Here is a 16,327-nt window from a genome sequence, read left to right as displayed (position 1 = left end):
GTGCGAAGTGGGCGGAGGGCCTGGTCAGAGGCGGGGAAGGTGAGCGCGGGCAGGTGCGGGGCGCCGGGTGGCTGGGCGCGGAGCGCGGGGCGCCGGGCGGTTGGGCGCAGCGGTCGGGCGGTTGGGCGCGGCGGCCGGGTGCGGGGCGGCAGCGCGCGGGTCAGCCGTGGCGGGCCGAGCGGCGGAAGGCGCGGACGCGCAGGAACGACCCGGGCGGCACCGGACAGGTAGTCGTCAGGGTATAGCGCGCGCAGGAGCGGTTGGCAACGGCCACCGGCACGGGCGGGGGCGCGGAGTCGTCGGCGTCGGGCTCGGGCAGCCACGTGAGGTCGCGCACCTCGAGGGCGCGGGCGGGGGCGCGCGGGACGAGGGCCTCCAACGCGTCGCGCTCGGCGAAGCGGGTGCGGCAGCGCACGGTCAGGCGCCAGCGGCGCTCCGCGGCGTCCGCGTCCGGCGCACCCGCCGCGGCGCCGGCGTCCTCGACCGGGGCGTCCGCTGCGGCGATGCCCGCGCCCCCAGCTTCCGCGCCCTCCGCGGCCGATGCGGGGCGCACGGCTTCCGCGCCCTCCCCCGCAGCCAGCTCCTCGCAGGCCAGCACGTCGGCGACGTGCCGCGTCTCCTGCTCGTAGCCGTCATAGTCCGGCGCCTGCTCGGCCTCGCCGAAGTAGAAGCCGGTGCCGTAGGGGCGGTGGCTCACGGCCAGGAGCTCGTCGGCGACGGCCTCGGGCGGCTCGCCGTCGAGCACGCGGCGGTAGGCGGCCGTCACCGTGGCCACGTAGAAGGCCTTCTTGTTGCGCCCCTCTACCTTGATGGAGTCCACGCCCGCGTCAGCCAGCTCACGCAGGTGCGCCAGCATATTGAGGTCCTTCGCGTTCATGATGAAGGTGCCGCGGCCGTCCTCCTCGATGGGGATGAACTCGCCAGGGCGCTTCTCCTCCTCCAGCAGGAACCCCGCGGGGCGCTCCCCTGCATCGGGCGCGGTGCCCAGCGCGTAGCTCCAGCGGCAGGGCTGGGTGCAGTGGCCCCGGTTGCCCGAGCGGCCGGTGAGGTAGCTGCTGATGAGACAGCGGCCCGACACGGCCATGCACATGGCCCCGTGGGCGAAGGCCTCTATCTCCAGGTCGGGCGGGGTGTCCTGGCGCAGGCGCGCGATGTCGGCCAGCGACATCTCCCGGGCGCACACCACGCGCTTGGCGCCCAGGGCGTGCCAGACGCGCGCCGCCGCCGCGTTAGCCACCGAGGCCTGAGTGCTCACGTGCAGCTCGACCAAGGGCGCGTGCTCGCGCGCCAGGGCGGCCGCGCCCAAGTCGCCGATGATGAGGGCGTCGGCGTCGGCGTCCTGGACGGCGCGCAGGTAGGCGGGCAGCGCGTCGATGTCGTCGGGCCCCATGAGGACGTTGCAGGCCACGTGAACGCGCACGCCGGCGTCATGGGCGACGCGGACGGCCTCGGGCAGCTCGGCCAGGGCGAAGTTGGCGGCGCGGGCGCGCATGCCGAAGCGGTCGGTCGCCAGGTAGACGGCGTCGGCGCCGAAGCGCACCGCCGCGCGCAGCTGATCCATCCCCCCGGCGGGGGCCAGCAGCTCCATCGGTATGCGAGACGCCTCGGCCATGACGCACCATTATAAGGCTCCCGCCCCGCATCCGCGCCCGCCGCCCGGGAGCGCCCGTCCTGCATCCGCGCCCGCCGCCCGCGAACGCGGAGCTGCCTCCCCTCCCCCTTCCGGAATCCGGTCAATGGGGTACGATGGGCGCCGGGCGTTGACCGGCCGGTCAACGCGAGATGCGACCGAGGAGGGGCCATGGCGTCAGACGGACAGCGGCAGGGGGACTTCGACGCGCTGCCGCCCGAGCGGCAGGATACCGTCATGCGCGCGGCCGTCGAGGGCTTCGGGCGCAACGACTACCAGGGCGCCTCCACCGAGGACATCGCCCGACGCGCCGGCATGTCCAAGGGCCTGCTGTTCTTCTACTTCCGCAACAAGCGCTCGCTGTACCTGCGCACCCTGGACTACCTGATGGAGCGCGTGGTCGAATGGGTGGTCGACGACGACTTCTACGCCATCGACGACTTCTTCGACCTCATGCTGTACGCCGGCGAGCAGAAGGTGGCGTCGCTGACGCGCTGGCCGTGGGCCCTCGAGTTCTCGGTGCGCGCGTTCTACGCCGACCACCGCGACATCCGCGAGACCATGGCCGCGTGGACGAGCCGGCAGGTGGACGAGATGTTCGGACGGTTCTTCAAGAACGTCGACTTCAGCCGCTTCCGCGACGACGTGGATCCGCGCGAGGTGCTCGACATGCTCATCATGATGGGGGACGGCTACCTGCACCAGCGCCTCATGGCCCGCGAGCGCCTCGACTTGGACGCGTTCATGGCCGCCTACCGCCAGTGGTGCGAGATCCTGCGCGGCTGGGCCTACCGCTAGGCCTCGCGTTTTCGCCAGGAGTCTGCGAATTCGAACGGTTTTGCACTCCGCCCGGCGCGAAAACCCCGCTGCGACAGCGATCTGCGGACGCAGTTCCTGGGGTTTTGCGCGCACCATAGCAGAGAAGGCGGCGAAACCGGCATCGCGGGAGTACAAAACCGCTCCGATTTGCATGCGACGCCCGTTTTTCCAAGGCGTCCGCTCCCGCCAGCCCTACAGGCTGAAGTCGCGGCGGCAGAAGCAGGCGATGGCCGCGGCGAACAGGGCCGCGGCCGCCACGGCGAGCGCGACGGCCCCCGCGACGGCATCGCCCTGGCCGGCCGCCAGACCGTAGGGGTCGAAGAGCGCGAAGGGCGACAGGTCGGCCACCCAGGCCAGGCCCTCCCCCACCGTGCCCGACAGCCCCATGACGAAGAACAGCGCGCAGGCGCCGGCGCCCACCCCCAGGCCGAGGCCCGGGCGCTGGAAGGCGCAGGCCGACGCCAGGCAGAGCGCCGCCGCGAACAGCCCCAGGGCGAGCAGCCCCGCGTTGGCGCGCGCGAGGCTTGCATGGTCGAGCTCGCCGGGGAACAGCGCCTCGCAGGCCGCCGCCTCGACCGCCGCCGTGACGGCCACCAGCAGCGCCACGGCCAGCGCCGCCGCCAGGGCGAGGGTGCCGGCAATCGCCGCGCGGCGGCGCGGCGCGGCCAGCAGCCACGCGAGCGACCCGTCCTTGGCCGGGCCGGCCACCAGGCGCTGGGCCAGGTAGGCGGCCAGCAACACGAGCGCCGCCGTGAGCAGGAAGCCGTAGAGGTAGTTGATGAGGAAGTCGAGCAGCGTGGATGCGGGGTTGGCCATGCCGAACGCCTCGAAGAGCTCGGGGAGCGCCTGCTGCATGAGCGCCAGGCTCTCGCTGACGGCCGGGTCGTAGAGGTAGACGACCTCGACGGCGTACAGGGCGATGACGGCGGCAAGCGCGATCAGCACGGCAGCCGAGGCGCGCAGGCTGCGCGCGAGGAGGGCGGAGATCATCGGGAGCCTCCCTTCGACGAGGCGGCAGGGACAGGCGCCGGCGGCGCAGGCGCGACGCCGGGCACCGCGGCGCCGGGCGCGGCCCAGTGGCGGTCGAGGGCGTCGGCGCCGTAGAGGCGCTCGAGGGTGGCGTCGAGCGTGAGGTCGGCCGCGCGCGCCTCCGACGACAGGCGCCCCGCGCGGATGAACACGGCCCTGTCGCACGTGCCCTCCACCTCGCCCAGGACGTGGGACGACAGCAGCACCGTGGCGCCGCGGTCGCGCTCGGCGCGCACGAGCTCGACGAAGCGGCGCTGCATGAGCAGGTCGAGGCCGCTCGTAGGCTCGTCGAGCAGCAGCACGTCAGGCGCCCCCATGAAGGCGGCCACGATGCCGAGCTTCTGCTTGGTGCCCTTCGACATCGACCGGATGCGGGCGCGCGGGTCCAGCTCGAAGAAGGCGGTCAGCTCGGCCCGGCGGCGCGCGTCGGACGCGCCGCGCATCGCCGCCATGAAGTCGAGGAAGGCGACGCCCGTCATGTCGGCGGGGCACGCCAGCTCGCCGGGCAGGTAGCCCACCCGGCGCTGGATGGCCGCGCGGTCGGCGAAGCAGTCGGCGCCGCCGATGGACGCGCGGCCCTCGTCCGCGCGGATGAAGCCCATGAGCAGCCGCATGGTGACGGACTTGCCCGCGCCGTTGGCGCCGAGGAACCCCACCACCTCGCCGCGCCCCACGGCCAGCGACAGGCCGAACACGCCGCGGCCGGCGCCGTAGTCCTTGGTGACGCCGCGCAGCTCGATGACCGGGTTCATGGCGGCCCTCCCTTCCGTCCGACGGGCGCGCCCTCGCGCCCTCGCGCCCTCGCGCCCTCGCGCCCTCGCGCCCTCGCGCCCTCGCGGAAGACGATACGCCGTTGACCCGATTTCGGAAGGGGGTCATAACGAGAAGCGGCCCCGTCGGATCGACGGGGCCGCGGCGCCTGTCGGCGGTGCAGGCGCTACGCGCCGTAGGAGACGCGGGCGCCCTGGGGGGTGTCCTCGATGGTGAAGCCGAGGGCGGCCAGACCGTCGCGGACGCCGTCGGCCACAGCCCAGTTCTTCTCCTTGCGGGCGAGCGCACGGGCCTCGAGCAGCGCCTCGACCGCCTCCATGGCGTCGGCGCCGCCGTAGCCGGCGAGGTCGGCGGCCAGGGCGATCACCTCGGGCGGATAGGCCGCGCCCTCGTCCTGGTCGTCCTCCAGCTGGATGCCCAGCACAGCCAGAAGCTCGACGATGCCATCACGCGCGGTCGTCACGACCTCGGCGTCGGCCACCGACAGCGACTTGTCCGCCACCGCGGCGTTGACCTCGCCCACCAGCGTGAAGATGGCGCCAAGGGCCGCCGGCGCGTTGAAGTCGTCGTCCATGGCCTGGGCGAAGGCCTCGCGCGCGGCCGCCACCTGGGCGCCCAGCGCCGCGGCGTCCACCACGTCCGGCGCGCCGTCCACGGCGTTCGACGCCAGCCAGTCGAGGTTGCGCACCGCGTTCTCGATGCGCGTGAGCGCGGCGTCGGCCTCGGCCAGGCGGTCCTCCGAGAAGTCGAGCGGGCTGCGGTAGTGCGTCTGCAGCATCAGCATGCGCAGGGCCGCGGGGCGCGTCGTCTCGAGCACCTCGTAGAGCAGCATGAAGTTGCCGAGCGACTTCGACATCTTCTCGGCGTTGATCTGGAGCATGCCCGAGTGCATCCAGTGGTTGGCGAAGGTGCAGCCCCAGGCCGCCTCCGACTGGGCGCGCTCGTTCTCGTGATGGGGAAAGGCCAGGTCAGAGCCGCCGCCGTGGATGTCGAAGGGCAGCCCCAGGTACTTGTGCGACATGGCCGAGCACTCGATGTGCCAGCCGGGACGCCCGGACCCCCAGGGGCTCTCCCATGACGGCTCGCCCGGCTTGGCGGCCTTCCACAGGGCGAAGTCGAGCGGGTCGCGCTTGCGGTCCTCCAGCCCCTGGCCGTCGGCGCGCAGCTCGCGGTGACCGCCCTCCATCTCGTCGATGTTGCGGCCGGACAGGCCGCCGTAGGCGGGGTACGAGCGCACCGCGAAGTACACGTCGCCGTCCACCTCGTAGGCGTGGCCGCCGTCGATGAGCCTCTGCACGAGCTCGATCATGGCGGGGATCTCCTCGGTGGCCTTGGGGCGCACGTCGGGGTCTTGGACGCCGGCCGCGTGCATGTCGCCGATGAACGCCTCGGTGTACTCGGCGGCCACCTCCGCGGCGGTGCGGCCCTCCTCGTTGGCGCGCTTGATGATCTTGTCGTCCACGTCGGTGACGTTCTGCACGAAGGTAACGTCGAAGCCGCGCCACTGGAGGTAGCGGCGGATCATGTCGAAGGAGATGAACGTGCGCGCGTTGCCGATGTGGATGCGGTTGTACACGGTGGGGCCGCACACGTACATAGACACCTTGCCCTCCACGAGGGGCGTGAAGTCCACCTTGCGGCGCAGCTTGGTATCGTAGAGCCTGATGGTCATGGGATGCTCCTAACGTATTCGCGAATGCATGCGATTGTAGCGCATCCCCACCCCCGCCGACACGACGGGCTAGGGCTGGTCGGCGCCCTCCCCGTCGAGCTCGACCTCGCCGTACTCGTATCCTGCGGGGCGATAGGCCTCGAGGAACTGGCGTGGGGACATCGCCGCCACCGGCGACTTCCGGAAGTCGCGCAGGTTGCGCGTCAGGATGAGGTCGACGCCGTGGCGCCGGGCCGCCTCGGCGATGAGGGCGTCCTCGAAGTCGACGAGGGGGCTCTTGAGGGCGGCGCGGAAGTCGGCGCCCGTCACGTCCAGCACCGACACGAGCGACGACAGCGCCTCGAGCGCCTGGGTCGCCTGGGCGCGCGTGGCGTACTTCCTCGCCGCCAGCACGTAGTGGATGGTCGGCGTCATGGATGCGAGCAGGCACGGCTCGAACTCCCGCAGCAGGATGGCGTCGAGGGCGCAGAAGGAGTCGGCGAAGTCGTCCGTATTCCCAAGGATGTCGACGATCACGTTCACGTCGACGAGGATCCTCATCGCTCGCCCCCGAACGCCTGCCTCGCCAGCAGGTGCGCACGGTAGTCCTGGCGGGCATCGTAGCCCTCGGGCAGATCAGCCATCCCGACGAGCGAGCGGAGCAGCTGGCGCCGGGCCGCCACGGCGCCCTCCCGCGGCTCGGCCTCCATCCAGGAGGGAATCTCCTGGGTCTGCTCCAGATGCTCGAAGAGGCAGCGCACGGCCTGGGACACCGACACGCCGCCCCGCGCCAGCACCTCTCCCCCGTGGCGCTTCAGATCCTCAGGCAGCCGAACGTTGAGCGTCCCCGTAGTCGTCACCGCTCCTCCTCTTTTATATTGCATTACGTAATGCATAGCATAGCAGAAGCCGCACCATAAGAAAAGCCCCCGGCTGGGTGGGCCGGGGGCTTGGGCGCGCCAGGAGGGAATCAGGCACGCTCGACGGTGGCGTGGTAGGCGCCCTTCTCGCCGGCCACCTTGTAGACGTAGGTCACGCCGTCGGCCTCGTACTCGCCGATGGCGGCACCCTCCGCGGCCAGCTGATCGGTCACCTCGACGGGCTCGGCGCCCTCCGGGGCCACGTACACGCGGCCGTCGTCGCGCTCGAGCACGGGCGCCGTCGCCACCGCCTTGCCAGCGGGGGCGTCGGGGGCCGTGTAGTCGGTGATCTCGAAGGTGCCGATGCCCGGCTCGGCAGGATCGCCGCCCTCGCTCACCACGGTCATGTCGAGCGCGGCGCCCGAGTCGTCGTCGGCCACCTCGTAGGTGACCTCGCCGATGGTCACGTCGCCGTTCTGCGTCATCTTCACGTCCAGCTCGACCGGGCTGCCGTTCACCATCACGACCGCCTTCTCGATCCACGTCTCTCCCGTGGCGGCGTAGCACACGCCGTTGGTCACGGCGAACACGCCCACCACGGCCACCATCGCCGCCGTCGCCACCTTGAGCGCCGCGGCCGGCGCCTTCATCCTCTTCTCCATGGGAATGCCCTTAACCTTTCCCAGCAGGTCAGCAGGGGCATGAACCTCTTCCATCATGGCTCGGTACCTCGTTGCCTGGTATCCGGTCTGGTTGCTCATCTTCCCACGCCTCCCTCAGCTGCTGTCTCAGTATCTTCCTCGCCCGGGAAAGGCGGGTGCGCACCGTGGGCTCCCGCACGCCCAGGATGCCGGCGATCTCGCGCGTGCCGTAGCCCTCGAAGTAGAAGAGGTGCACGACGATGCGGCACTTCTCCGGCAGCGCGGCCAGGGCGTCGTAGAGGCGCTCGTGGTCGGGCTCGTCGAAGGCGGGCGGCAGGTGCTCGTCGGTGATGTCCTGCAGGCTCACCCGCCGGCGCCACAGCGTGCGCCACAGGCTCTTGCACTCGTTGACCGTCACGCGGATGAGCCAGTGCCTGAGGTGCTCGCCGTCGGCGTCGGCCGGCGGCTTGGCGTAGAGCCTCATGAACACCGTCTGCGTGATGTCGTCGGCATCGGCGGCGCTGCGCGTCTGGTTGAGCGCGATGCGGTACACCATGTCGCCATAGGCGTCGACGGCGGCGCGAAACTCACGGCTGTCCACAGATGCTCCCTCGTCTTCCCGGATTGAAAGGCCCTTCACCCGTAATACGCGCTGGGCCGCCCGAATGTGCGACGAAGGGAAAAGTTTTTTGGAAAGGAGCGCAAAGGACAACGAGGACGTAGGATGTTGTCCCGCCCCCGTTGACGACGTTCAGCGACGCTCGGCGCGGACGACATCCTACGTCCCCGTTGTCCCGCGCGCGGCTAGTCGGCGCTGGCGTCGAGGTAGTTGCGCAGGGCCTGCATGCGGGCGTCCAGGTTCGCGGCCACCTCGGCCAGGTCGACCAGCTCCTCGGCCACGGCGGCCGCATCGGCCTCGGCCAGGTCCTTCTTGTAGCGCAGCTGGTGCTCGAGCGACGCCCAGAAGTTCATGGAGATGGTGCGCAGCTGCACCTCCACCTTCACCAGGCGCTTCTCGTGCTCCAGGAAGATGGGCGTCTCGATGATGAGGTGGAGGCTGCGGTACCCGCTGGGCTTGGGGCTGGCCACGTAGTCGCGCCGCTCGATGAGCGTCACGTCGTCTTGGGCGAGCAGGGCGTCGGCCAGGGAGAACAGGTCCTCGGGGAACGTGCACACCACGCGCACGCCGGCCACGTCGAAGATGTTTTCCTCGATGGACTCGACCGTCATGGGGAACCCCTTGCGGGAGAGCTTCTTCGCCAGGCTGTCCGGGCTCTTCAGGCGCGTCTTGATCGACTCGATGGGGTTGCGGTCATGCTGCAGGCCGAACTCGGCGTCGAGCACGCGGAACTTGGTCTCGACCTCCATCATGGCGCAGTCGTAGTAGGTCATGAGCCGGCGGAACGGCATCACGCCGCGCTCCACCATGGCCGCGAACTCCTCGCTGTCGGCAAGGCGTGCCATCACCTGGCCCGCCATCTCGCCACGGCGGACGCGCAGGGCCTCCAGCCCCTCGAGCCCCAGGGACAGCAGCCTGCCCTCGCCAGCCGATCTGCCTCGGTTGCCTCGCTCCTCCACGCGGCCTCCTCCCCTGCCGAGCCGTGCTCCGCCGCCCCTCAGGCGGCGCCTTCCCAGTCGGCCATTATAGCGTCGGGCAGGAGACGAGGGGGCTTGCCGGCAGGAGATGACGGCGCCGGCGGGTTACAGGCGGCAGACCAGGCAGGTGGCGGTGGCGCTGATGCCCTCCTCGCGGCCCTCGAAGCCGAGCCACTCGGTGGTGGTGGCCTTCACGCCGACGTTTTCCACCGGGATGCCCAGGGCGGCGGCCAGGTTGGCGCGCATCTGGTCGCGGTGAGGCGAGAGCTTGGGCGCCTGGGCGGCGACGACGCTGTCGACGTCGAGGATGGTGAAGCCGCGCTCGCGCACGAAGGCGGCTACGGCGGCCAGCAGCTTGAGCGAGTCGGCGTCTTTGTAGGCGGGGTCGGTGTCGGGGAACAGCTTGCCGATGTCGCCGCCGCGCACGGCGCCGAGCAGGGCGTCGGCGATGGCATGGGCCAGCACGTCGGCGTCGGAGTGGCCGTCGAGGCCGCGGTCGTGCGGGATGTCCACACCGCCCAGGATGAGGCGGCGCCCCTCGGCCAGGGCGTGCACGTCGTAGCCGAGGCCCGTGCGCAGCCCGCGCAGGGCCGCGGGGACGGCCGCCGCGCCCGGCGCGTCCGCACCCGCGTCCGCCGCACCCGGCGCGCCCGACGCGTCGCGCACCGCACCCGCACCCGCCGGCGCGCTACTCGCCATGGCGCATCCCCTCCGCGTCCTTCAGGAACATGGTGCGCACGGCGCTGGCCAGAAGCACGTAGTCCTCGGGCACCGTGAGCTTGATGTTGTCGCGCTTGCCCTCGACCACCAGCACGCGGCCGCCGAGCCGCTCGATGAGCGACGAGTCGTCGGTGCCGACGAACCCATCGGACAGCGCGCTCGCGTGGGCGCGGCGGTAGATGCCCGTGCGGAACACCTGCGGCGTCTGCGCGTTCCAGAACACGCTGCGGTCGGGCGTGCCCATGATGACGCCGTTCTCGACCACCTTGAGGGTGTCGATGGCCGGATGTGCCACCACGGCGCCGTCGCAGTCGAAGTTGCCCTTCACCGTGTTGATGGTGTGCAGGATGAGATCGGGCGAGATGAGCGGGCGGGCACCGTCGTGCAGCACCACGTACTCGTACTCGTCGCCGACGTACTCGAGGCCCGAGAAGGCCGACTCCTGGCGGATGGAGCCCGCGGGCGCCATGACCACCGGGGTGACGAAGGGGAACGGGTCGATGGCCCGCGACAGGTACTCGCGCATGCGGTCCTCGGGGCACACGATGACGATGAGCCCCACGTCGCCCACCGCGTCGAAGGCCTCGGCCGACCAGGTGAGGATGGGCTTGCCGGCTATCTCCACCAGCTGCTTGCCACCCTCCTTGCCGAAGCGCTCACCCGTGCCGCCGGCCAGGATGATGGCCGCCGTCTGGGGATTCTTGTCCACCTTGCCCTGGAGCCCGCAGTTCACCTGGGTGAGCGCGTCGAAGTCGAGGCCGTCCAGCAGCAGCTCCGGCGCCCGCAGCGCCGCCGGCTCGAAGATGGGATCGATGGTCTGTGACATGGGCATACCCCCTGACGGACGAATAGGTGCCCTACAGTATAATGCAGGATGAGCGCAGGCGATTCTCGGAAGGTGGTGATGCGCGATGGCCCTGGTCCACTACGTGCTCATGAACAAGAACACGCCTGTGCTGGCCTTCGAGTACGATCTGGACGAGCACAAGGCCGTGCGCGTCACGCGGCGGGAGCACCTGGAGGCCGCGCCCATCGGTATGGCTGACCGCCATGGCGACATCGGCCCCTATGACCTCAACTACTGGTGGCATCATCGCGCCATCCCCGCCTCGCGCGCCCACGTCAAACGCCTGCTCGAGAACCTGCGGCTCGACAGCACGCTCGTGCTGGCCGAGCGGAGCTTCGGGCTGTCGCTCTCCGACCGCTACTGGCTCAACGACGAGGACGACCCCAAGACCTGGGACGCCGTCAACTTCTTCGACAACGACTTCACCGATGACCTGGGGTTCCTCACCCTGGGGCAGGACTCCCAGGGGTCATCGCCCGACGCGCCCGACTACGCGCGGGTGAGCCTCTCGTCGCCCAACAGCACGCTCGGCGGCGACCTGCTCAAGAAGTGGAAGATCATCGACGGGCAGCGTGTGCTGCTGAAGTCGGGCATCGGCTTCGTCAACCAGGAGCCCTACAACGAGGTGATCGCCACCGAGCTGCACCGGCGCCTCATGGAGCCGGGCGAGTTCACCCCCTACTGGCTGTTCGAGGACGGCCGCCGCGTGTACTCCGCCTGCGGCAACCTCCTGGGCGATGACGAGGAGCTCGTGGCCGGCTGGGACGTCGTCCGCAACGTGAAGCAGCCCAACAACCTGTCCGACCTCCAGTTCTACGTGCGCCGCTGCGTCGACTTCGGCCTGGACGCCGATCAGGTGATGACCCAGCTGGCCAAGATGTTCGCCTGCGACTTCGTGCTGGCCAACCGCGACAGGCACTACCGCAACTTCGGCGTCATCCGCAACGCGGAGACGCTCGAGGTCACGGGCCTGGCGCCGGTGTTCGACACGGGGTCGTGCCTGTGGTCGGACGCCGAGCTTCTGGAGGTGCCCGCCGACTTCCTGTACCTGGCCAAGCCGTTCAAGCGCATGGGCATGAAGCCGGCCGACCAGGTGGCCCTGTTCGACGGCTACTTCGGCTGGTTCGACGCGGCGGCCCTCGACGGGTTCCCCGAGGCCGTGGCCAGCATCCTGGGGAAGAACCCCAACATTCCCGAGCGGCGCATCGGCATCATCGTCGACCAGGTGAAACGCAAGATCGAGGTGCTCGACCGCATCGCCCGCTAGGCCCAGCGCGGCCCAGGCGCGCAAGAAGGGCCCCGGGGACGTGTCCCCGGGGCCCTTGGCGTTCGGGCGGGATGCGGGCGCGGCGGCTAGTCGGCGGCGCCGCCGGTGAGCGAGCCGGCCGGGGCCGGGCTCATGCCGGCGTGGCCCAGGTCGAAGTTGGTCAGCAGCAGCTCGGCGTCGCGCGCGATGGAGTCGCGCTTGCGGGGCGCGGGGATCGACCCCGTCCCCTCGTTGAACACGAGCTCGCCGTCGGCCACCGTGACGTCGACCACGCTGCCGCTCGTCCACCGGCCCTCGAGGATCTGCTCGGAGAGCGGGTCCTCCAGCAGACGCTGGATGGCGCGGCGCAGCGGGCGGGCGCCGAAGGTGGTGTCGGTGCCCTCCTTCGCGATGAGCCTGACGGCCTCCTCGTCCAGGTTGATGGTCATGTTCTGGGCGATCATGCGGTCGCGCAGGTCGGCCACCATGAGCTCGACGATCTGGGCGATCTGATCGGCCGTGAGCGACTTGAACACGATGATCTCGTCGATGCGGTTGAGGAACTCGGGGCGGAACAGCTTCTTCATCTCCGACATGACGCGCGACTTGATCTCCTTGTCGGAGAGCCCACCGCCCTCGCCGGCCGAGAAGCCGAGCGGGGTGGTCTGGGCGATGTCGCGCGCGCCGACGTTCGACGTCATGATGATGACCGTGTTGCGGAAGTCCACCGTGCGGCCCTGGGCGTCGGTCAGGCGTCCCTCCTCCAGGATCTGGAGCAGGATGTTGAACACGTCGGGGTGCGCCTTCTCGATCTCGTCGAACAGCACCACCGAGTAGGGGCGCTGGCGCACGGCCTTGGTCAGCTGGCCGCCCTCGTCGAAGCCGACGTAGCCCGGCGGGCTGCCGATCAGGCGCGACACGGTGTGCTTCTCCATGTACTCGGACATGTCGAAGGACAAAAGCGCGTCCTCGGAGTTGAACAGGAACTCGGCGAGCGCCTTGGAGAGCTCGGTCTTGCCCACGCCCGAGGGGCCCAGGAAGATGAACGAGCCGGCGGGGCGCTTCGGGTCCTTCAGGCCGGACCGCGAGCGGCGGATGGCCTTGGAGAGCGCGGTGACGGCCTCGTCCTGGCCGATGACGCGCTCGTGGAGCACGCCCTCCATGCGCAGGAGCTTCTCGGTCTCGGCCTCGGTGAGGTTGGACACGGGCACGCCGGTGGTCATGGACACCACGTCGGCGATATCCTCCAGCGTGACCTGCTGGATGGTCTTGGACGCGTCCTCGGTCCACTGCTTCTCGGCCTGCTCGCGCTTGTCCTTGAGGGACGCCTCCTCGTCGCGCAGCTGGGCGGCGCGCTCGAAGTTCTGGTCGGCGATGGCGGCGTTCTTCTCGGCCTGGATGCGGCGCAGCTCGTCGTCGAGGTCGCGCAGCTCCTTGGGCAGCGTCATGTTGCGGATGCGCATGCGGGCGCCGGCCTCGTCGAGCACGTCGATGGCCTTGTCGGGCAGGTAGCGATCCTGGATGTAGCGCTCGGACAGCGTGACGGCGGCCTGGATGGCCTCCTCGGTGAAGCGCACCTGGTGATGCGCCTCGTAGCGGTCGCGCAGCCCCTCCATGATGCGGATGGCCTGCTCCTCGTTGGGCTCGTTGACCGTGAGGGGCTGGAAGCGGCGCTCGAGCGCGGAGTCCTTCTCGAGGTGCTTGCGGTACTCCTCGAGCGTGGTGGCGCCGATGATCTGGATCTCGCCGCGGGACAGGGGCGGCTTCAGGATGGCGGCCGCATCGATGGAGCCCTCGGCCGAGCCGGCGCCGATGATGGTGTGGATCTCGTCGATGAACAGCAGCACGTCGCCGGAGTCCATGACCTCCTTGATCACCTTCTTCAGGCGCTCCTCGAACTCGCCGCGGTACTTCGAGCCGGCCACGAGCGCCGACACGTCCAGCGTGATGAGGCGCTTGTTGCGCAGCAGGTCGGGCACCTGGTTGGCGACGATGAGCTGGGCCAGGCCCTCGGCGATGGCCGTCTTGCCCACGCCGGGCTCGCCCAGGATGAGCGGGTTGTTCTTCTGGCGGCGCGACAGGATCTGCATGACGCGCTCGATCTCGGCGGCGCGACCGATGACCGGGTCGAGCTGGCCGTCGCGGGCCTTCTTGGTGAGGTCGGTGCCGAACTCCTTGAGCATGGAGTCGGATCCGCCGCCCATGGGGTCGAACCCGCCGCGGCCGGCGTAGACGGCGCTCTGGCCCACCAGGTCGTTCAGGGCGGCGCGCACGTCGTCGCCGGTGACGCCCATGCGGCCGAGCACCTCCAGCGCGGTGCCCTCGCCCTCGCGCACGATGCCGAGCAGCAGGTGCTCGGTGGATATGTAGGACTGGCCCATCTGCATGGCCTCGCGCAGGGAGTTCTCCAGCACGCGCTTGACGCGCGGCGTGAACTGGAGGTGACCGGAGACGTCGGCCTCCTCGTCGATGGACACCACCTGGCGGATGGTCTGGACGACGCCCTCGTAGCCGACGTTCAGGCGCGCGAGCGCCTGGGCGGCCAGGCCGTCCTTCTCTTGGATGAGCCCGAGCAGGATGTGCTCGGTGCCTACGTAGGGCTGGTGCAGCCCGCGGGCCTCGTCCTGAGCCAGGACCAGCACCTTGCGGGCCTTGTCGGTGAACTTCTCGAATGACATGCTCGCCTCGTTTCTCGCGGAGCCTTGCGCTCTCTCAGTTGTTCGGAATCATCCTAGCACTCCTGTCAACCAAGTGCTAAGGCATCAGCTGGCGATGCGAGCCCCACACAATTTGCGTACATATATAAGTAGGGACCCAGGCGAGGCGCCCCTTTTCTCCCCTTCTTCCCTCTCTCTTTCCCTCCTTCCCCCCTCTTCATTTATTCCCTCTTGAGGATAATCTAGGATTCTGGTAGGCTATTCCTGCGCCGAGAACGGCCCGTCTTCCCCGTCGTGCAGCGGGAGCGGGATCCCACAGCCCTTGCACCGGGTGGCCCGGGGGTGGCGCGCGGGCCATCGCCGACCGGAGAGGGGCGCATCATGGGCGTCGTCAGAGCCGTATGCACGAGCACCGCCAAGGGAACCCAGAAGACCGAGCAGCCGAGCGTCACGCTTCAGGCCGATTGGGGCGTCGAGGGAGACGCCCACGGCGGGAAGTGGCATCGCCAGGTGAGCCTGCTGCCGCTCGAGCCGGTGGAGGCCTTCCGGGCCCGCGGCGCCGAGGTGGGCAACGGGGCCTTCGGCGAGAACCTGGTGGTGGAGGGCATCGACCTCAAGAGCCTCCCCATCGGCACGCAGCTGACCTGCGGCGACACCCTGCTCGAACTCACCCAGATCGGCAAGGAGTGCCACGCGCGCTGCGCCATCTACCACCAGATGGGCGACTGCATCATGCCCCGCGAGGGCGTCTTCTGCCGCGTCCTGCGCGGCGGCCGGGTAGCCCCCGGCGACCCGATCGAGGTAGCCGCGTAGCACCCGCGCCCGAGGGGCCTGCCCGGCGTCCGCCAGGCGGGCCCCTCGCATCAGGGAATGCGAGCAGATCCTTCGGGCGAAATACGGCCTGCGTGTATTTCGCCCGAAGGGCGGCAAGAACGCGCGAGGCCTAGGATATCGGGACGGAGGGGTGCCACTTGAGGAAGCGCTCGCCGGCTTGGAGCCAGCGGACGAAGTGGCCGATCTGGTCCTTCTTCGGGCTGTCCTCGGGGTAGATCGCGCAGTCGTAGACGTTCTCGGAGGCGCCGGCGAAGGGGATCTTGAGGCAGCCGCCCACCTCCATCTTGCGCGCGGGGCCGTCGAAGTCGGTGATGCCGACGCCGCCCGTCTTCTTGATGGCCTGCAGGGCCACGGCGGAGTTGTCGACGTAGCTCACCTTGGGCCGGCGCCCCGCCGACACGGCCAGCGCGTCGAAGAGCACCTTGTAGCGCTGCTCCGCCCCGTTCGGGACGATGAGCGCGCGGCCGCTCACGTCGTCGGTGCCGAGCACGTCCCGCCGCGCCAGCGGGTCGTCCCCGCTCACGATGAGCCCCAGCTTCGCCGTGCGCAGGGGCACCGAGACGCAGCCGTCGAAGGAGTCGCGCTGGGATCGCAGGATGAGCAGGTCGCGGCGGCCGTCGAGCAGCATCTCGCCCATAGCCTCGAAGAGGTCCTGGGTGATGCGGACGAAGCAGCCGCCCTCGGCCGAGGCGTACTCCGTCAGCGAGTCGAAGGGGTCGGTCATCGAGCCCACCGTGAAGGAGTCCAGGCCCAGCACCAGCTCATCGCGGCCGTCGGTCTCCTCGTTGTAGAGGTCGTCGACCAGGCTGATGACCCGCTGCGCCCGGCGCGCGAGGCGCTCCCCCTCCTCCGTGAGCCGCATCTGGTTGTGCTTGCGCTCGAAAAGCTGGATGCCCATCTCCGATTCCAGGGCCCTCACCGCGTTGCTGACGGCCTGCCGCGTCGCGCCCGTCGCCTCGGCGGCCTTCGCGAAGCTGGCGCCGTCGCACGAGGCCAGGAAGAAGCGCAGCTGGCTGATCTCCATGG

General features: G+C 70.1%; 16 protein-coding genes. 3 read left to right on the top strand and 13 right to left on the bottom strand.

The features are described from left to right. Nucleotides 1–160: 160 nt before the first annotated feature. Nucleotides 161–1,612 carry a peptidase U32 family protein gene (locus tag LPT13_RS11190; protein ID WP_242166478.1) on the bottom strand — a complete coding sequence of 484 codons (1,452 nt, stop codon included), beginning with the start codon at nucleotides 1,610–1,612 and terminating at the stop codon, nucleotides 161–163. A gap of 189 nt (nucleotides 1,613–1,801) precedes the next feature. Here LPT13_RS11190 and LPT13_RS11185 point away from each other — a divergent pair, with 189 nt between their 5' ends. Then, nucleotides 1,802–2,428 (top strand): TetR/AcrR family transcriptional regulator, encoded by a 627-nt coding sequence (locus tag LPT13_RS11185; protein WP_242166477.1) that lies wholly within the window; start codon nucleotides 1,802–1,804, stop codon nucleotides 2,426–2,428. A gap of 213 nt (nucleotides 2,429–2,641) precedes the next feature. Here the strand turns inward: LPT13_RS11185 and LPT13_RS11180 are convergent, their stop codons facing one another. The 10 genes from LPT13_RS11180 to ispD all read right to left on the bottom strand — a co-directional run bounded on the left by LPT13_RS11180 (nucleotide 2,642) and on the right by ispD (nucleotide 10,543). Beyond that, nucleotides 2,642–3,439 carry a hypothetical protein gene (locus LPT13_RS11180; RefSeq protein ID WP_242166476.1) on the bottom strand — a complete coding sequence of 266 codons (798 nt, stop codon included), beginning with the start codon at nucleotides 3,437–3,439 and terminating at the stop codon, nucleotides 2,642–2,644. Next, complete coding sequence (locus tag LPT13_RS11175; RefSeq protein WP_242166475.1) at nucleotides 3,436–4,230, bottom strand: ABC transporter ATP-binding protein; 795 nt, start codon at nucleotides 4,228–4,230, stop codon at nucleotides 3,436–3,438. The genes LPT13_RS11180 and LPT13_RS11175 overlap by 4 nt, the downstream gene beginning before the upstream one ends. A 185-nt stretch (nucleotides 4,231–4,415) precedes the next feature. Then, nucleotides 4,416–5,921, bottom strand: coding sequence for a cysteine--tRNA ligase (gene cysS, locus LPT13_RS11170; protein WP_242166474.1), 1,506 nt, complete (start codon nucleotides 5,919–5,921; stop codon nucleotides 4,416–4,418). Between the two features lie 69 nt (nucleotides 5,922–5,990). Next, nucleotides 5,991–6,461: a PIN domain-containing protein gene (locus tag LPT13_RS11165; RefSeq protein ID WP_242166473.1), complete on the bottom strand. Its 471-nt coding sequence runs from the start codon at nucleotides 6,459–6,461 to the stop codon at nucleotides 5,991–5,993. Further along, nucleotides 6,458–6,760, bottom strand: a complete 303-nt coding sequence (locus tag LPT13_RS11160) for a type II toxin-antitoxin system RelB/DinJ family antitoxin (RefSeq protein ID WP_242166472.1) — start codon at nucleotides 6,758–6,760, stop codon at nucleotides 6,458–6,460. Before LPT13_RS11160 ends, LPT13_RS11165 begins: the two co-directional genes overlap by 4 nt. Nucleotides 6,761–6,870: 110 nt before the next feature. Next, complete coding sequence (locus LPT13_RS11155) at nucleotides 6,871–7,479, bottom strand: hypothetical protein (protein WP_242166470.1); 609 nt, start codon at nucleotides 7,477–7,479, stop codon at nucleotides 6,871–6,873. After that, on the bottom strand, nucleotides 7,451–8,002 hold the full coding sequence (locus LPT13_RS11150; RefSeq protein ID WP_242166468.1) for an RNA polymerase sigma factor: 552 nt from the start codon (nucleotides 8,000–8,002) through the stop codon (nucleotides 7,451–7,453). Before LPT13_RS11150 ends, LPT13_RS11155 begins: the two co-directional genes overlap by 29 nt. A 203-nt stretch (nucleotides 8,003–8,205) precedes the next feature. After that, a complete protein-coding gene (locus tag LPT13_RS11145) occupies nucleotides 8,206–8,979 on the bottom strand; it encodes a GTP pyrophosphokinase (RefSeq protein ID WP_242166466.1) in 774 nt (257 codons plus the stop codon). A 123-nt stretch (nucleotides 8,980–9,102) separates the two neighbouring features. Then, nucleotides 9,103–9,696, bottom strand: coding sequence for a 2-C-methyl-D-erythritol 2,4-cyclodiphosphate synthase (gene ispF, locus LPT13_RS11140; protein WP_277927066.1), 594 nt, complete (start codon nucleotides 9,694–9,696; stop codon nucleotides 9,103–9,105). Beyond that, complete coding sequence (ispD, locus tag LPT13_RS11135; protein ID WP_242166465.1) at nucleotides 9,686–10,543, bottom strand: 2-C-methyl-D-erythritol 4-phosphate cytidylyltransferase; 858 nt, start codon at nucleotides 10,541–10,543, stop codon at nucleotides 9,686–9,688. The genes ispF and ispD overlap by 11 nt, the downstream gene beginning before the upstream one ends. 85 nt (nucleotides 10,544–10,628) lie before the next feature. Here ispD and LPT13_RS11130 point away from each other — a divergent pair, with 85 nt between their 5' ends. Next, entirely contained in the window at nucleotides 10,629–11,831 is a 1,203-nt protein-coding gene (locus LPT13_RS11130; protein WP_242166464.1) for a HipA domain-containing protein, read from the top strand. A gap of 86 nt (nucleotides 11,832–11,917) precedes the next feature. On the opposite strand, the gene LPT13_RS11125 is transcribed toward LPT13_RS11130, so the two are convergent. Next, nucleotides 11,918–14,488, bottom strand: coding sequence for an ATP-dependent Clp protease ATP-binding subunit (locus LPT13_RS11125; RefSeq protein ID WP_242166463.1), 2,571 nt, complete (start codon nucleotides 14,486–14,488; stop codon nucleotides 11,918–11,920). 360 nt (nucleotides 14,489–14,848) lie between these two features. Between LPT13_RS11125 and LPT13_RS11120 the strand changes: the two genes are divergently transcribed. Next, nucleotides 14,849–15,280: an MOSC domain-containing protein gene (locus tag LPT13_RS11120; RefSeq protein ID WP_242166462.1), complete on the top strand. Its 432-nt coding sequence runs from the start codon at nucleotides 14,849–14,851 to the stop codon at nucleotides 15,278–15,280. Between the two features lie 130 nt (nucleotides 15,281–15,410). Here LPT13_RS11120 and LPT13_RS11115 read toward each other — a convergent pair whose 3' ends face one another. Continuing rightward, on the bottom strand, nucleotides 15,411–16,325 hold the full coding sequence (locus LPT13_RS11115; protein ID WP_242166461.1) for a LysR family transcriptional regulator: 915 nt from the start codon (nucleotides 16,323–16,325) through the stop codon (nucleotides 15,411–15,413). Nucleotides 16,326–16,327 lie beyond the last annotated feature (2 nt).

Origin of the sequence: Adlercreutzia faecimuris, from assembly GCF_022669055.1 — a bacterium.
In the GTDB taxonomy this organism is placed as follows: domain Bacteria; phylum Actinomycetota; class Coriobacteriia; order Coriobacteriales; family Eggerthellaceae; genus Enterorhabdus; species Enterorhabdus faecimuris.
This window is presented reverse-complemented; position numbering and strand designations above follow the sequence as displayed.

What these genes read in the sequence shown, in the direction of transcription:
- LPT13_RS11190 (WP_242166478.1), bottom strand. Translation starts at nt 1,612, where the DNA reads ATGGCCGAGGCGTCTCGCATACCGATGGAGCTGCTGGCCCCCGCCGGG.
- LPT13_RS11115 (WP_242166461.1), bottom strand. Translation starts at nt 16,325, where the DNA reads ATGGAGATCAGCCAGCTGCGCTTCTTCCTGGCCTCGTGCGACGGCGCC.
- ispF (WP_277927066.1), bottom strand. Translation starts at nt 9,696, where the DNA reads ATGGCGAGTAGCGCGCCGGCGGGTGCGGGTGCGGTGCGCGACGCGTCG.
- LPT13_RS11130 (WP_242166464.1), top strand. Translation starts at nt 10,629, where the DNA reads ATGGCCCTGGTCCACTACGTGCTCATGAACAAGAACACGCCTGTGCTG.
- LPT13_RS11125 (WP_242166463.1), bottom strand. Translation starts at nt 14,488, where the DNA reads ATGTCATTCGAGAAGTTCACCGACAAGGCCCGCAAGGTGCTGGTCCTG.
- LPT13_RS11175 (WP_242166475.1), bottom strand. Translation starts at nt 4,230, where the DNA reads ATGAACCCGGTCATCGAGCTGCGCGGCGTCACCAAGGACTACGGCGCC.
- LPT13_RS11165 (WP_242166473.1), bottom strand. Translation starts at nt 6,461, where the DNA reads ATGAGGATCCTCGTCGACGTGAACGTGATCGTCGACATCCTTGGGAAT.
- LPT13_RS11185 (WP_242166477.1), top strand. Translation starts at nt 1,802, where the DNA reads ATGGCGTCAGACGGACAGCGGCAGGGGGACTTCGACGCGCTGCCGCCC.
- LPT13_RS11155 (WP_242166470.1), bottom strand. Translation starts at nt 7,479, where the DNA reads ATGATGGAAGAGGTTCATGCCCCTGCTGACCTGCTGGGAAAGGTTAAG.
- LPT13_RS11120 (WP_242166462.1), top strand. Translation starts at nt 14,849, where the DNA reads ATGGGCGTCGTCAGAGCCGTATGCACGAGCACCGCCAAGGGAACCCAG.
- cysS (WP_242166474.1), bottom strand. Translation starts at nt 5,921, where the DNA reads ATGACCATCAGGCTCTACGATACCAAGCTGCGCCGCAAGGTGGACTTC.
- LPT13_RS11180 (WP_242166476.1), bottom strand. Translation starts at nt 3,439, where the DNA reads ATGATCTCCGCCCTCCTCGCGCGCAGCCTGCGCGCCTCGGCTGCCGTG.
- ispD (WP_242166465.1), bottom strand. Translation starts at nt 10,543, where the DNA reads ATGTCACAGACCATCGATCCCATCTTCGAGCCGGCGGCGCTGCGGGCG.